15 protein-coding genes are annotated in these 15,267 nt (G+C 52.6%); 10 read left to right on the forward strand and 5 right to left on the reverse strand.

The genetic code is table 11. The annotated features are described in order from the left end of the window. The first annotated feature begins 3 nt into the window (after window positions 1-3). The 4 genes from MW898_RS19340 (at window position 4) to MW898_RS19355 (ending at window position 3,918) form a co-directional block, all read left to right on the forward strand. Entirely contained in the window at window positions 4-177 is a 174-nt protein-coding gene (locus tag MW898_RS19340; RefSeq protein WP_248909948.1) for a hypothetical protein, read from the forward strand. Window positions 178-513: 336 nt separating this feature from the next. Continuing rightward, complete coding sequence (locus tag MW898_RS19345) at window positions 514-1,029, forward strand: hypothetical protein (protein WP_248909949.1); 516 nt, start codon at window positions 514-516, stop codon at window positions 1,027-1,029. A 997-nt stretch (window positions 1,030-2,026) separates the two neighbouring features. Continuing rightward, window positions 2,027-3,130, forward strand: a complete 1,104-nt coding sequence (locus tag MW898_RS19350; protein WP_373689893.1) for a PQQ-binding-like beta-propeller repeat protein — start codon at window positions 2,027-2,029, stop codon at window positions 3,128-3,130. Next, on the forward strand, window positions 3,127-3,918 hold the full coding sequence (locus MW898_RS19355) for a hypothetical protein (RefSeq protein ID WP_248909951.1): 792 nt from the start codon (window positions 3,127-3,129) through the stop codon (window positions 3,916-3,918). The genes MW898_RS19350 and MW898_RS19355 overlap by 4 nt, the downstream gene beginning before the upstream one ends. A 180-nt stretch (window positions 3,919-4,098) precedes the next feature. Here the strand turns inward: MW898_RS19355 and MW898_RS19360 are convergent, their stop codons facing one another. Together MW898_RS19360 and MW898_RS19365 are read right to left on the reverse strand one after the other, a co-directional pair. Further along, on the reverse strand, window positions 4,099-4,617 hold the full coding sequence (locus MW898_RS19360) for a hypothetical protein (protein WP_248909952.1): 519 nt from the start codon (window positions 4,615-4,617) through the stop codon (window positions 4,099-4,101). Window positions 4,618-4,779: 162 nt separating this feature from the next. Continuing rightward, window positions 4,780-7,029 carry a twin-arginine translocase subunit TatC gene (locus MW898_RS19365; protein WP_248909953.1) on the reverse strand — a complete coding sequence of 750 codons (2,250 nt, stop codon included), beginning with the start codon at window positions 7,027-7,029 and terminating at the stop codon, window positions 4,780-4,782. A 508-nt stretch (window positions 7,030-7,537) separates the two neighbouring features. On the opposite strand from MW898_RS19365, the gene MW898_RS19370 reads away from it, so the two are divergent. Then, entirely contained in the window at window positions 7,538-8,302 is a 765-nt protein-coding gene (locus MW898_RS19370; protein ID WP_248909954.1) for a nicotianamine synthase family protein, read from the forward strand. Between the two features lie 43 nt (window positions 8,303-8,345). On the opposite strand, the gene MW898_RS19375 is transcribed toward MW898_RS19370, so the two are convergent. From MW898_RS19375 to MW898_RS19385, 3 genes are all read right to left on the reverse strand, one after another. Beyond that, the gene (locus MW898_RS19375; RefSeq protein ID WP_248909955.1) at window positions 8,346-8,795 is read right to left on the reverse strand and encodes a hypothetical protein; all 450 of its coding nucleotides are present in this window, start codon (window positions 8,793-8,795) and stop codon (window positions 8,346-8,348) included. Window positions 8,796-8,833: 38 nt separating this feature from the next. Beyond that, window positions 8,834-8,983 carry a hypothetical protein gene (locus tag MW898_RS19380; RefSeq protein ID WP_248909956.1) on the reverse strand — a complete coding sequence of 50 codons (150 nt, stop codon included), beginning with the start codon at window positions 8,981-8,983 and terminating at the stop codon, window positions 8,834-8,836. 263 nt (window positions 8,984-9,246) lie between these two features. Beyond that, the gene (locus tag MW898_RS19385) at window positions 9,247-10,191 is read right to left on the reverse strand and encodes a DUF7504 family protein (protein ID WP_277999939.1); all 945 of its coding nucleotides are present in this window, start codon (window positions 10,189-10,191) and stop codon (window positions 9,247-9,249) included. A 275-nt stretch (window positions 10,192-10,466) separates the two neighbouring features. Here MW898_RS19385 and MW898_RS19390 point away from each other — a divergent pair, with 275 nt between their 5' ends. From MW898_RS19390 to MW898_RS19410, 5 genes are all read left to right on the forward strand, one after another. Beyond that, window positions 10,467-12,362: a hypothetical protein gene (locus MW898_RS19390; protein ID WP_248909958.1), complete on the forward strand. Its 1,896-nt coding sequence runs from the start codon at window positions 10,467-10,469 to the stop codon at window positions 12,360-12,362. Window positions 12,363-12,618: 256 nt separating this feature from the next. Next, window positions 12,619-13,284 (forward strand): thermonuclease family protein, encoded by a 666-nt coding sequence (locus MW898_RS19395; RefSeq protein ID WP_248909959.1) that lies wholly within the window; start codon window positions 12,619-12,621, stop codon window positions 13,282-13,284. Between the two features lie 251 nt (window positions 13,285-13,535). Then, window positions 13,536-13,874 carry an ArsR/SmtB family transcription factor gene (locus MW898_RS19400; RefSeq protein ID WP_248909960.1) on the forward strand — a complete coding sequence of 113 codons (339 nt, stop codon included), beginning with the start codon at window positions 13,536-13,538 and terminating at the stop codon, window positions 13,872-13,874. Then, a complete protein-coding gene (locus MW898_RS19405) occupies window positions 13,871-14,788 on the forward strand; it encodes an SRPBCC family protein (protein ID WP_248909961.1) in 918 nt (305 codons plus the stop codon). The genes MW898_RS19400 and MW898_RS19405 overlap by 4 nt, the downstream gene beginning before the upstream one ends. Then, a complete protein-coding gene (locus tag MW898_RS19410) occupies window positions 14,785-15,267 on the forward strand; it encodes an SRPBCC family protein (RefSeq protein ID WP_248909962.1) in 483 nt (160 codons plus the stop codon). Before MW898_RS19405 ends, MW898_RS19410 begins: the two co-directional genes overlap by 4 nt.

Here is a 15,267-nt window from a genome sequence, read left to right on the forward strand (position 1 = left end):
TTGATGGATTCGAAGATGAGCCGTGAGGGCAGAACGAACGGCATTGAAGATCATACCGAGGGCATCACCGAGTTTGCGCAGCATGCCGGTCGCCACAAGGGAGTAGGCTGTCGCCTCGAAACGGTCGTGTCACGCCGATCTTTTGGCGTTACTATTCCCTCGCGTCCGACAGAGTAGCCTCAATAAACGACTCCCAAATCGAATTCAGTCATTACAGCGCTAACACCGTAACGTATAGATCTTCGGTGTATGACCATATAGTCGGTTGGTATTGGCCCATGATGATGGCTCATCGGGTAGGAATGCTATGCCTTCGACGAAGGCTAATTGATGAACACTGACCGTCGGAAGTACGTTTACTGGGGCCGGCTTCGCCGTCGTCGCGTACTCGCGAGGACTAACACTCCAAAAGACAGCAACAGACGAGTCATCTGATCACTCATACATCAACCATCATTTCCTTTCACCGACGACTATTCATGTCCGGTAGTATAACAATTAAATACGCGATATATGCAGACCGATCAGAGCCGAACGTGGAATCAGTCTCCTGTAGCATCGTTTGTCAGTGGGGCAGTCCTCTTCTCAGGTATTGATGTTGCAATACCGTACGTGTTAGAAGGTCTCCGTGCTCCTCTTATCTTGAACTATGGAATAAGTATTCCACAGTGGATACTATTTGTCGGAGCAGCAATCGCTCTCGCCCTGATATACCTCCGACTGGGCGTGCCAATCGTACGATCGCGGGTCGGTGAACTGCTTTCCCAACGGGCAATCATCCTACAGACAGTAGTAGGCATACCTCTCCTGCTAGCGCTGGTGTATCTCATTGAGTTCGGGATGCTCCTTTCGATTCAGACAGTACACCTCGGAGTACTACGACCGCAATGGATCATTCGTTATCTCGCGTGGACGACGCACCTCGACGTCGTTTTCGGTGTTTGGGGTGGGCTCATGCTCCATTGGATCCGACACCAGAGTCGCTCATCAGGACCGCACACACAAAATCCGCCAAGAGACCGCCAGTGAGACAATGACCGGTGTGTCGATTTCAATGAATCGATTATCTCAAACGTATTTACACGAGATTGTGAGCACTCTCTCGTCGGAATCCACGGACGCACAAGCGAGAATTAGGGCGTTTCATCAATCGCTCCGATCTCAAATCAGACGACTGAATCCAACCATCACCGATGAGTCACACTGTTGCCTTATGTAACAAAGACGGTGTGTTCCCACCAATTTATTACATAAGGAACTATCACACAAATACGACAAAATCTGGTTACTCTGATGCGGTCACTATCGAATTAGAAGTGTACAGGCGACGGTCGTAGAAAATGTAGAACTGAATAAGAGAGTTATTTCCACACCTGTATGATTGAGTAGAATATGGCTAACGCCATAGAAACGATTCGTGAGGAGACAGAAGTCTTGGCGTTCGATCCGTGGGATACGCTCTCAACCTCTCAATTGCCATGAGAATCCGTATGGTGACTGGAGCCAGCAACCAGACATCATTGTCGACACTGATGAACTGGCCGACGTGCTAAACCCCCTGAAGGCGTCAGTAGCGAAAGAAATCCCCATCCACTCACCTGTATCGATGTGTATATCTGGATTTCTTTTGCAGATACAGAAGTCTACTGCTCTAACCAGATCATGCAGAGCAGCTCTAGATCACGAAGACCGGTAGATCGTCCTCGGTATCGGGATAGTTATCGACATCGTAGATGAGACCGACATCACGACCGGGAGACTGTCCGGATAGTACCCATCACTGAGTGACAGTGTCAATAATAAATATGTATTGTGACCCACTCTCAACAGCTAGTGGCTCGTCTCCAGCGATTTTTCAATCTCGTATTGGCAAGTATTATTTACATCGAAAAGGACAGTTTCGTTAATGACTCCCTCCAGACGTCGATTTCTCGAAGTATCCGGGCTCGCGCTCGCTGGATCGATCGGTAGCATGTTCGTTACCGATGGCGAAGCGTCCCGTTCTACCTCCACATACGAGTGGCCGATGACGCGCTGTGATCCTGCTGGAACAGGTCATCATCCCGAAGCGTCGGGACCGAAAGAAGGCGTTGATATCGCCTGGAAACACGATACGACAGACTGGTTTCTTGGAACTTCCCCACCGATTCGTCAAGCGAATACGATCTATGCCGTTGGTAACGGTCTGCTCGCACTCGACAGCAAAACGGGAGTGCAGCAGTTCGGACGTCGCGGTCCCTATCAGTCAAGTCCAGCACGAGCTCGGACTTCGATGTACAACACCGACACGCTCGCAGTGACTGCACCGTCTGGCGTCTTTGGGCTGAACACCGGCGGTGGATTCAGTATCCCGGTGCTAAACGAGTCTCTTGGTGTCGAGCGATGGGCAAAAAATGGTCCCTTGCCACCTAGCATTGGTTTCTTTGGCCCAGCGGACTCAATATCTCCAGTCGCTGCTCGTGGAACAATCTACACTCCACTCCCAGGGACGAATTCAGTTGTGGCACTCGATCCGAACAACGGGGAGATCTTGTGGCGTCGGACACATCACAAGGACGACGCGGTGAGCACCGAGTTCAACCGACCTGCCGTGAAAGACGGCGTCGTCTTCGTTACAAACTGGCCCTATCAGGTGACTGCGTACCACGCTGATACCGGCGAGCAACACTGGCAACGCGAACTCGATGAACAGATGCTCCATCCGCCGGTCGCAACCGAGGACGGTGTCGTCGTCCCGTCTCGAAGCAAGGTCTATTTGCTCGACGCTTCCGACGGGACAGTTCTGTGGAAACGCACTCTAGACGGAAATGCTGTTGAAAGCACCCCGGCGGTGGCCAACAAGACGATCTTTGTCGCCGATGAACGGGAGTCGCTCCACGCACTCGATCTCACGACAGGGAAGCCGCTGTGGACGACACCGTTCAATGGTCCGACAGCACCAGTCGTCGCTGACGGCATTGTATATGCGGTTCGATCAGCATTCTCCCTCGTCGCAATCGATGCCACATCGGGCGAGAAACGGTTTGAATATCAGCCGTCGCAAGTCCCGTTGTCGTCACCAATCGTCGGTGACGGCGTGCTCTATGCTGCCAACCGAAATCGTGTAATTGCCTTGGAGGAAGCGAAATGACGACGGAATCAAACGACGGAACGAACACAGATCCTGCGATGAAACATCCGAATACGTCGCTGCGGGTCCGAGATATTCTGAAAACCACCGGAATGCGCATTCGTCAGGATCCCGTTCTCTGTGCGCCGTTCGCAATTGTCGGGCTTCTCGTCTCAGTCGCCGACTGGCTCCGCAAGCAAGATCCACTCCCAGTGACGACACCCAACTGGTTCGAACAGACACTCACTGTCCAATACTCAATCTTTCCGATGGAGACCGCACGCACAGTCAGACGGATCGATGCACTATTCGACCTCCGACTTCCGTACTTTCTCGGTGCCGTCACGCTCGAACTTCTCGTTTTGCTGTCGGTCGGCGTCGCCGGCTGGATGACAATCACGCGTGCGTTAGATGGCGAGCGTCGTCTCGATTCGCTCATCAGATATCTTGGTATTCTGTCGATGATGGTTGTCTTCGCTCGTTTACTGGGGTCCCCAACTCTCAATATCGGTAGTTTGCCGCTCGGAGCACTGGTGCTCTTCGTCGTCGCGCTGGTATTGATTCGTCTATTTCTCTTTCCAGGACTGCTCGCCGCTGGCTATCAGTTCACGACGGCACTCAAGAAAAGCGTGCGAACGTCTCAGGGAAAACAATGGACCCTATTCTGGCTCATCGTCATTATTGGACTCGCGTCAGGGGGATTAGCACACGTTCCAATCGCAGGTGGCTTTTTGAGTGCGGCCGTCGTGGCACCGATCCACGCCATCTCGCTTGCCATTCTGATCCAACATGATGAACGATACGAGTAGTGCAGTAACGGCTGGTCTATAAAGCGATTGAATCGCCTGACAACACAGGTATTCTTTTCCAGTAAACAGCGATCGGATGTGGATGAATGGTCGTAAAAAACGAGAGACGAATATTCAAAGAAGAAACAGGCGCTCCTTCGGTCGGTACAACTCAGCAACAGTTCGTGATCGCCTGCCCGCTCAAGGAAGTAGCCAACCGACGCTTGATGAACAAGACGAGAATCCACCTCCACCAGAGTCCTTGAGTGTTATACTGTGTTCCTGTTCTCGTACAGTGCACGTCTTGATATCCGTCTTGATGTGGGTCTCATTATTCTCGAGATCTTCGACAATGTAGACCGTAACGTTCCCTGGTGTCCACCCGTCGATCGTCGTCGTCGCCTCATCACCAGGATCGATGGTAATTCGCTGCGTCGGAATTTCATCGTCAGTCAGTGTAACATTCCGGAATCCGTCTGGCCAAACCAACTGCGAGAGTGTTGCGAGCCGCCGTTCGCCATCGATCGTCGTGACTGCGAAATTCATGAGTAACGCAGATTGCCTGTCTTCGACGGTGTATGCAGTCACTCGGTGCGTCGTGTCATCTTTGTTTGTAACGGTCAGTGTCGGTGGCGCGTCGATCGCTTCACCGGCGGCCAGAGAGAAGCCGCCGAGGAGGATGAGAACGACGAGGAGGGCAGTCGTTCGTCGAGATGCCATACTGGTACTAAATAGGCATCACAGAAATAATACACACATCCCTATTGTGCAACCGACATCGGATACAGAGACACAAGAGAAGCTTGCTAGAATAATATTAAAAGACGAGTATACTTTAGATGAGCCTATTCTCCAACCCTCAGAAGAGTGTTCTATCTTCTATCACACCCGTCTCGATTTCGTCAGCGGTCCGTGACGACGGCCGCCAAAGGTGTACAGCCAGAGCAAAATGAGCCCGATCAGATAGGCACCAACCACTGGCAATGAGAAGATGAGCATCCCGAAGACACCCCCGGGGGCAGCGACCGCGATAACGCCGATGATGATGACCACTGCCTCACGCCAGTGCTTGATGATCAATCGGTACGGAAGGAATCCGCCGCGGTGGAGGAACAACAGCGTCGTCGGGATCGTCGCGAGCAATCCGATGCCAATAGTCGTAAAGAACACCAGCCAGCCAGCAGAATTGATCTGGTATTTAATCAGCATATTCGCCTGAATCGCATCGTACGCGAGCCACGAGATGATAGTCGGAGCGACCACTGCATAGCCAAGGACACTCCCGGCGAGCAGGACAATGAGCGAGGTGAACGACCACATGAACAGGATACCACGACCGCCACCAGCTCGGCTGCCCACAAGGCCGCGCTCTGCCAGCGCTGGCCACGCGTAGTAGAGGATCGCCGGCAGCGTAGTCGCCAGCGCGATGACCGCCGCGAGTTTAACGTCGAAGACGAGTGCTTCGACAGGGTGTAAGGCGACGACACCGACTTGGTCGGCACGAACTCCAGCAGGCAAGCGACTCAGGAAGTCCTCTTTCAGGATGGTTAGTCCACCCTTATACAGAGCGGTGAAAATCACACCCATGACGAGCATGAACAGACCGACAATCCGGAACATCTTCGAGGTGAGACTGCCGAGGATGAACTGGATATCGTAGAAGTAACCACCAATATCGTCTTCAGAGCGTTCGTTGTCCGTGAACGCGTTGACCATTCCCGTCGTGGTCTCTGTGACGACATCGCCGGCATTACTTTCAGCAGACTCGTTCGGCCCCGGTTGAGGAGCAGGAGGACGATTGGCAGGCGTACCGCCGTGACCGCTATCATTAACGGCAGCGGCACCAGCCTCGGTTGGATTACCCGAATACTCCTGTGCGGCGTCGAATCGATTAAGGATTGCTTGCGCTTTCTCGGGATCGTTCGCATCCATCGCCGCGCCCGCGTGTCCGAGTGCTTCGTCCTCGGTCATGGCAGTGAACGCTTCAGCTGGGGCGACAGCGATACTATTCGCGTCGAGGCGCGAGAGATCGAGTGAACTCGGATCACCCGTGCTCGCTGGCGAAGGTCCCGAATCAGTCGGATCGATCGTCCGGAATAATTGGATCAGAAATACGACAGCAGCGACAAAGGACCCAATCGTCACACCAAACACGATTGTAGCGGGTTCGCGTGGGAGTGCAAAGAGCCACTCAACGGACGGGAGCTCCGGTGCATTGTACGGGAGTTGTTGGAGATAGGCATTTGCACGAGCCCCGTATCCAAGGACAACACCTTGGTACGCGAGCATCCCCGTTAGAAGCGCACTGCTGAGGATGATATGTCCGTTCTTGTAAGCAATGAGAGGGAGACCGAATTCGTCACTCGAATACTTGATTGTGATGACGAACCTCGATAGAAAAAGACTGAATACGTAGAGCGAAAGGAGTGGAATCGCCATCAGAATCTGGGTGAACGGGTCGGGTGGTGAAAAGAGAGCACCAAGAACGAATATGATCACGACCGCATACCGCCACTTATCACGGAAGATTTCGTAGCGGACAACTTCAGTATACGTGAGCAATGACATAACGAGTGGGAGTTCCGCAGCTGACCCGATGGCTAACGATAGAAGCGCTAAAAAGCGAAACCAACTGACAAACGAGTAATGTGCTTCGAGGCCGGATTGGGCTGTATTCGAGCTGAGAAACTCGAATAGTAGCGGGAAGAATAGATAGTACGAGTAGGCCATTCCTGCGAGAAAGAGCAGGAGGACGGTGAGTCCGAGAACTACGAGCTTCCAGCGAGAAATAGACTTTTTTGGGAATAGCCCGCGCGCCCTGAGCGCATCACGGGAGACATAAAAAAGAACAGGAATTGCTACAAGTATACCACATATAAGTGACACCTTCGTCTGTAGGAGAACAACATCGAACGCGGTGATAGCATTAACAGATGCTTCCTCGGGTAAGGCTCGTTCTTTGAGGTAATCAAAACCCCATTTTCGAAGGATTTGGAACGTACCCATAAATCCGAGAACGAAGACGATAAACACCTTTTGAAGCTGTGATTGTGCTTCTGAAAGAATATCGCCCACGGCGGCACGACCGTTATCCACAGTCTTGAGGGTGTTCTCGTTAATCACGCTTGCCATAGGTCGTGTAAATCAGAGATGATTGTTTATCTTTTGTTTTTCATCCCGGTGCCCTCGTGTGATCTATACACGAAACCACCGATTAAATTTCATATACATAGTTACGCATATATTAATTAAATTATCACATACCTCTGATAGAGATAACCAGCACTCTAGTTCCCATCAGAAAATTTTAATATAGCTTCGATTACCCTCACATCGTTGTCGATTCCCTCGACGAGCATGTGTGGATTTCGTCCAGCACTTTGAGTAACAACTTAGTTTATGGAACAACCAATTATAAATAAAATATGTACCTATCTTAATAACATATGGGCCGAAAGACGACTTCTGTCACAGATCCAACCCATGAATTCGGAGAGAGCAGGACAATCAGATTAAATTACCATCCGACCATATATCCAAATTCTGTCACTACAGTTCTCGTCACCGCCATAGATGAGATGAACATGGACACAGAGCACATCGCTGAGTACACCAGTCTTTTTGAGGGGAGTGAGATCAAATGTCGAACATAGCCGTCCCGTCAACAATTCCGACGCTCTACCGGACGCTCGCGTCGCTGGACTCCTACGAACCGTCACCTGAAACTAATCGGCTATTCAGTCGTCTCGTCACTCTTGTGCTCTCAGATAACGGTTCGATCGATCTAGAGGAAACAGCTATCAACAATCTTCGGACAATCTGTGCAACTGCAGAGTACCGTCTCGAACGTCACTGGAGTGGCCGCATCGTTGAAAGCGACGACCCACAGACGACACTTGCACAGTTTCCGTACATCGAGAATTACCAACGGCTCGCAGTGATGGAACATGAGGGACTAGTAGAGACAGGGGCGTCAGTACCAGATCATACGGCGTTCGTAGGGGGTGGACCATTACCGCTCTCGGCGCTGTACCTCGCCAACCACGGTTGGTCTGGGACGATCATCGATCACAACCCAGAGGCTGTCGCGCTCGCACGAGCACTTATATCGGCGCTTGAAACCGATCTGTCGATCCATCTCGCTGACGGTGCTGTAGTGGATTACGCCGACTACGACCTCATTCACGTGGCCGCCCTCGTCGGCGGCACCGAGGGGGATGGCGTATTCGATCAGATCGAGGCGACAGCAGACACCGGATCGGTTCTACTTGCTAGGTCGGCCCACGGTCGTCGTCAACTCCTCTATCCACCGCTTCCCGACGATACGTTCGACCGTTTTCATCACCGCCAGACGGTTCGACCGCCAGACGGTATTATCAACTCGGCGGTGTACTTTCAGGTGTGAGCGACTCGACGGCAGCGTATAGTCACTCATCGTAAGAGCCCAATCATTCTTCGAGCGTCTGAAACGCATCGACCCGCATGCAAAATGTCTTCTGAATAAAGCCGCGTTTCAATTGGATTGTTTTGTGCGCCGGATTTGCGTGCTCTCCGGATCGTCGCCAGATGATTGTCCATCCGTCGTCGACGAATTCGTGGACGTCGGCGACAGTGAGGACGACCGTTTCAATCAATGTCTCCATCCACTCAATGGCTGCTGCTTCAGCTTTTCCCCGACACGCATGCTGTGATACTGTATCGGTACTTTCCCATCCATCCGAATGCCGCGTCTTCTCGACGATCACGACCCATTTGTCTTTGCCCGAAAATTCCTGTCGCTCGACGATGACGGAAATAGTAATCTCATCGAAGAGGAGGTGATCCTTCGATTCCCAATGAAAAGGCTGGCTTTTCGATTCCGCGTCATCTTTCCGTCGAAAATGTCGCACGTCCGTCATCGCAGGAACTCAACAATTGTGAAGGAGTATTATAATACTTACTGTGCAGTGATGGTTGTAGGGATCATTCTCCGATCCTTCTTTGGATCGACAGCAACGTGCTGTTGCTGACCCGTCACGAACGTAAAGGGTTTGTTTGATTTGTTTGAGACGGGCGCGAATGATCCTGTTTCTGTGTTACTATCCATCATACTTTAATCATCCGACAGTTGCAATACTCTAGTGCTATCTATTAGAAATGTATTTAACAATGATACATTGGTGCAGCGGATCAACTGATGAAGATGGTTTAGTTTACCATCGATGTGTGGCACCCTCAGCTACCACTATCTGTATAGGGAATATCTCCACGTAGGAAAATGCTCGCGAGAACAGCAAACATTCACCGAAACCAACAGACAGCTCTTCGTATGGCCCACACCAAATAGGTCGAGTCGTAACTATATCGCTCTCAGAGAGGGAGCCATTGGGTGGTAAACCCAGTTATATTGAAATGCCATCGATACTCCGGCCCATGCTGACTAATGCGCAGCTCGAGGACGAAATCGAAACACGAGCGCACCGATTGAATCTCTGGTGATACGAATGCGTACGGAAGCAGGAACTGCCCCATCCCATCGTGCTGTACAATAACATCACAGATCTTCTCCAGTACAGTAGTCACCCGTTCAAGATTATTCATATCGATGTAAGGCCGCAATGAGTCGAAACAGACGCGTAGCTCGGCCGGAGCGAAGCCATCGTGGGATTGTTCAAGCTCGTCGAGAGTTCGAAGAAGTGCTGTGTGAATCCCATCGAGTGATCCAGTCACAGTTGATAGCATCGCATCGGTCTCCGGGGGAGATGGACGTGGCACAGCAGATCGAACTGAATCATCGGTCGAGAAAACATGGGCTTGTTGTTCTGGTATCTGTGAATCTACTAATCGATCAAGAGCCGTCTGTGTTGGGCGGTCCGTGAGCACAAAAAGTACCGCTCGCTCCCGTGTCGCGTCGCCAAGCAAACACGCACTCATCACATCACGGATACGGTCTGGAACCGTCCCACACACGAGCAGATTCATTCCCGTCTGCTTGAGACGATTGAATTCAGACCGCAAGGCGATTGTGCCATCCGCTGCCGCCGAGACGCGATATCCATGGAAGAGAAACTCAACGGTACCCTCCTGTCGTGGTGTACCGTCTACTGTCGGCTGAAACAGGGCATTTAGCGCAGTTGGATTGATGACCTCGTGCAATCCCTGGTGGAGCTCTATTGGATCGATGTCGCTCGCTCGAGAAACACTCATAACAACCTCCCTACTCAGTGGCTGATCAGACTGTGACGTGTACTGAAACGTCTGAGAGGACGATTCAGGAGCCACATCTGCTTCTGTATCAGTACCGTTCAGGAGCATCAATCTCGGCTAAGGGTATACCCAAGTAAAAACATATTCAAAACACATTACCGCCTAGTATTTGGTCCACCATATTAATAATTATTTCAGATAACGTGACGGTGGGACACACGTGAGGAGACGATTCGACAAAATAGCACTCAGGGATCGCTCGGCCGATTCGATAATGGGATAGAAACCAGTGACAAGACGATCATAACTCATTTTTAAATTGTTGAGATAACATAATAGAGTGATGAACAAATTAATAATACTGTCTTTGTAATTGGTATTCTGTGACGGGTGAAAATTCCAATAAAGATGGAGAAGATGGTGCGGCGAAAAATCCGTGGACACTCGACAGACGAACTGTCCTACAACTCGGCGGCGCAGGTATTGCTAGCTTCGGGATGCTGGGAACGAGCTCGAACGTTGTCAGCGCAACAACGAATTGTGCCGATGGACCATTCGAGCGTGCGTACAGTGGTGAAACGATCTCATTGAGCGAGTTGTCATCTGACGAGACCCCAGACACAGACGATACCGCGAACGCAAGCCTGTCATCGAGTCCCCTCAATCCTCTGAGTGAGGACGAACGAGAGTCGAGACGCGCCGCGGTCCGAGGACAAAGACCGCCAACGGACGCACAGCAAGCCGACATGGAAGTACAGCGACCGAACGGAGATAGACTACGAGTCGGCGCCGAGTACGACGGAGTAAACGCAGAAGGAACCCGTGGGGGCGTGCCGTCAGATTCGCAGATCGCTACGAACGAAGAAAAACACATCCACGCACTCAACAGGCAAGTCGCTGTTTTCGATAAAGAGTCCGGCGAGCAACAACTGAAAGTCCAACTCGAAGACATCTGGGAGTCGGTTATTCCCGAACCGGATGGCGGGTTCGTCTCTGGGTCCCCATTCGTGTTCGATCCACGAGCGCGCTATGATCGCAATGAAGACCGATTTATCATTGCTGCGGTGCAGTTCCAGCAAGGCATTGCAGAAGACGGGAGTGTCATCGATCGCGAAGAGATTGAGGAAGGAGCAGACAAACCTGGTCTCGGCGAAGACGAAGACGCGAGCACTGCTGAAGAAAGTACTCCCGATCCTCGGCCTCCAAAGGGCTATTTCGTCGTCGCGGTCTCTGCAACTGATGATCCGACCGGAGAGTGGCACGTCTATCGGCTCCCGCCCGAAAACGCGGACGGTCCGGACAACCTCGGACTTGTCGACTATCCAACATTAGGTCTCGACCGCGATGCGATCTATCTGACGCAGAACTTTTTCCCCAACGACGGCAGCGACGTTCGGGTGTCGATGGTCACCCTCGACAAGGAAGCAATGTACGACGGTGAAGCGATCACTGCTCACCACTTCGACAACTTGGACAACCCGACCGACGACTATCTGGATTTCACCGTCCAACCAGCGCTTCAGCCATTCTCGGGTGGAAGTGATGGGACGTACTACATGGTAAATAGCGTGTTCCCAAAGACTCAGGAGACACCTCTAGCCAGTACACTCACCTTCTGGGAGGTGACTGATCCGATCGATGATCCCTCACTCGAATGCTTCATTGTAGAGGTTGATCCCTACACCAGTCCACCGAACGCTCGGCAACCAGATTCCGATACGTTCATCGACCCTGTCGGCCGCCGACTGATGAACGCCGACTACAACGCAGAGACGGGGTCGCTCTGGACGGCTCACGCTACCGCCATTGACTGGAGCGGCGACGGGACGCTCGTATCGGCTATCCGGTGGTATGAAATTGATACTGAATCGAGATCACTCGTCCAGAGCGGGATCTATGGTGAACCTGGGCATTCGTATTTCCTCCCAACGATTGGCTCGAACGATGACACCACGATCATCGCTCACAACGTAAGCGGCCCCAATACCTTTCCGCGGATGGACGTCGCAGGGCGGACCGAAGGCTTCGTTCAGAATCAACTCGAAGATGCGGTGGTCATCGAAGCAGGCAAATCGCGCTACGATTACGGCGAGGGGATGGATGTGATGCGTTGGGGGGACTATAACGGAATCTCGGTCGATCCTCAGACCGGTCACTTCTGGACGGTGAGTCAGTATTCGCCCGATATCAACATCCCACCAGAGGCCGAACGCCGAGATCCGTACCACACTCGTATCGCAGAAGTGTCCTTCGATTGGTGGTTTGATCACGATCAATGAGACGGTTCTGATGGGGTCGCGCTCACCTGACGACGCTCTGTAACAGGCGGAGCGCTCACCAATCGGAGCGAGTGCCTGATCATGGCGCTCGATGACCGAAATCTGTGGCGGGACAGTGACCAACTTCGAGTACTCATCAAAAGAAGCGATGGATAGCCCACCATCATTGATAGTATCAGACGAAAGTTAACTCAGAGACAAACTGACAAAGGAGGTTGAAGGGAGATTTATGTGGGTTCGAAGGACAACATTTGGCATGCGCCGAACTCTCATCCTCGCGCTCATCTGTTTGCTCGCGCTTGCAGGGTGTAGCTCGTTCGCTGGGGAAGGATCAAGCGCTGCATCGACAGCGAATAAACCGATAACGTCGACCGAAGCAACGATAGAATCTACGTCATCACCTTCACTTCCGTCGACTGCGACGGCTCCACCAGGAGCCGAGATGCCACTGGGAACAACCGATCGTACGGAACGGCGAGCGTTCGTCACACGCGTGATCGACGGCGACACGGTGAAAGTCGAGTTTGCTGAGGGTGGCACCGATACCGTAGAGCTTGTCGGCGTCGACACACCCGAAATGACGCCTGATACCGTGCGCCCCGGTGAGTATGAGGGTATCCCAGACAACCAGGCCGGACGAGATCATCTCTCCAATTGGGGCCAGCGAGTCGAACAGTTCGCTGTTGATGAACTCACGGAGGCGTCGGTTCGTGTGATCTTCGATTCGAAGACTGACCGGCGTGATCCAAACGGGCATCGACTCGCGTATATCTACGTCGGTGATGTGAACTTCAATCGTGCACTCCTTGACGGAGGTTATGCCCGCGTAGATGACTCGTTGTTCTCACTGCGCGAGGAGTTCGAGAGCACTGAATCACACGCACGATCGAACGATACCGGCTTGTGGGCATTTCAGGATTGAATCATATTTCCTCCTCTCGATTAGTGGTCTGGCCAACGATTGGATCCGAGAGACGTACTGAGACGAATAGTAAATCTCAGAGTGGTGCTCAAACGACTGTTTTCACAGCAAACAACCGTCGTACTACCCGTGTCGATGCTCGCAAGCCAGTTGTCCCTAATCGGTATGTACGAAGCGTCTCTCAACCGAATAGGCAGCATAAATTATTTAACCAATATGTTTAATATGGCGCAGAGCATACGATTAACCAGATGGTTGAACAACCGCCAGACGACCTGGATCTCGACTCGGTCTTTCAGGCGCTGGCACATCCCATCCGCCGAGATATCCTCGAACAGCTCGCCGGCGGTCCCGAGAGCGTCAGTGAGCTGGCCGAACCCTACGATGTCTCGTTGGCTGCGGTTTCCAAGCATCTACGAGTGCTTGAGGATGCGGGCTTACTCGATGTCGAGAAAGACGGCCGGGTTCGCCGTTGCCACCTCGACGCTGCGCCCCTGAGCGAGGCGTTTGGATGGCTCACACGATACCGCATCTTCTGGGAAGACCGGTTTGACGCGTTGGCCGACCATCTGGAGACCGAAGACCAATGACAGACAACGCTATCGACGAAACCAGAACCAACGTGACAGACACGACCCTCACCCTCCGCCGGACGTTCGACGCGCCACGAGAGCGCGTTTGGCGAGCGTTCACAGATCCAGACGAACTCGAACAATGGTTCGTGCCCGAGGGTATGTCAGCGGAGGTTCATTCCCACGAACTCAAGCCTGGCGGCTCAATGTCCATCGTCTGGACGGACGGAGAGCATCGTATCGACAACGAGGGATACTACATCGAGGTTGTCGAGAATGAACGACTCGTTTCTGGCGAGGAAACCGAGGTGGGAGAGCTTCGTCTGACCTACGAATTTCGGGAAGTCGAGGATGGTACGGAAGTTATCATTACACAGGTATTTCCAGAGGAGATCCCCAATGGTGCTGCCGATGGCTGGGCGGGCATACTCGAAAATCTTGCGGAGATAGTCGAGGGAGCTGTAGCAGAACACACCCAGACCGAGGAACAGAGCGTGACCGTAAATCGCGTCATCGGAGCCCCACCCGAGCGGGTCTACAACGCATTCGTCGATCCAGACGAACTCGCCGTGTGGCTTCCGCCGGAAGGCTTCTCCTGTGAGGTTCACGAGTTCGACGCCTCGGAAGGTGGGACGTTTCGTATGTCGTTTACTGCCGATAGTGAGGAGCTGGAACCGTATGCCAGAACATTCCACAGGACGTACGAGGAACTGACGCCGAACGAGCGAATCGTTTACACTGAATCGTTCGAATCCGACGACCTGGGAATGGCAGGCGAGATGACGACTACGGTCACCTTCGAGGACGATCCCGATGGGACCGACCTCACCGTTCGTCAGACGGGAATGCCAGAGAAGATCTCACCAGAGAATGCTGAGGAGGGCTGGACTGACTCGCTCGGTAATCTTGCAAAGCTAGCGGAAGATGCATGAACAAAATCGAAACCGACGAGACGAGTGTAACGATCCACCGCATATTTGGCGCTTCACGCGAGCGCGTGTGGGAAGCGTGGACTGATCCCAAACAGGTGGCTCAATGGTGGGGACCGGACGGTGTCACCAATACCGTCGAAAAGATGAACGTGCGACCGGGCGGCATCTGGCGGTTCATCATGCACGGCCCTGACGGCGTCGATCATCACAACAAGTTTGTCTACGACGAAGTCGTGGAATCTGAGCGTCTGGTCTACACCCACCCTCCGAACGAAGCGAATGGCTTTCTGGGGTTTCAGGTGACAGTGACCTTCAACGAGTACGACAACGATAAGACCAATCTCACATTCCGGATGTGCTTCGAGTCGGCTGCTGAACGCGAAAAGCTGGAAGCGTTCGGAGGGACAGAGGCAGCAAACCAGACCCTGAGCCGTCTCGCCGATCACCTGACAAAGGGTGACAACAGCGGAGAAAGCTAA

The sequence above is a fragment of the Halocatena marina genome, assembly GCF_023276375.1.
GTDB classification, from domain to species: Archaea; Halobacteriota; Halobacteria; order Halobacteriales; family Haloarculaceae; genus Halocatena; species Halocatena marina.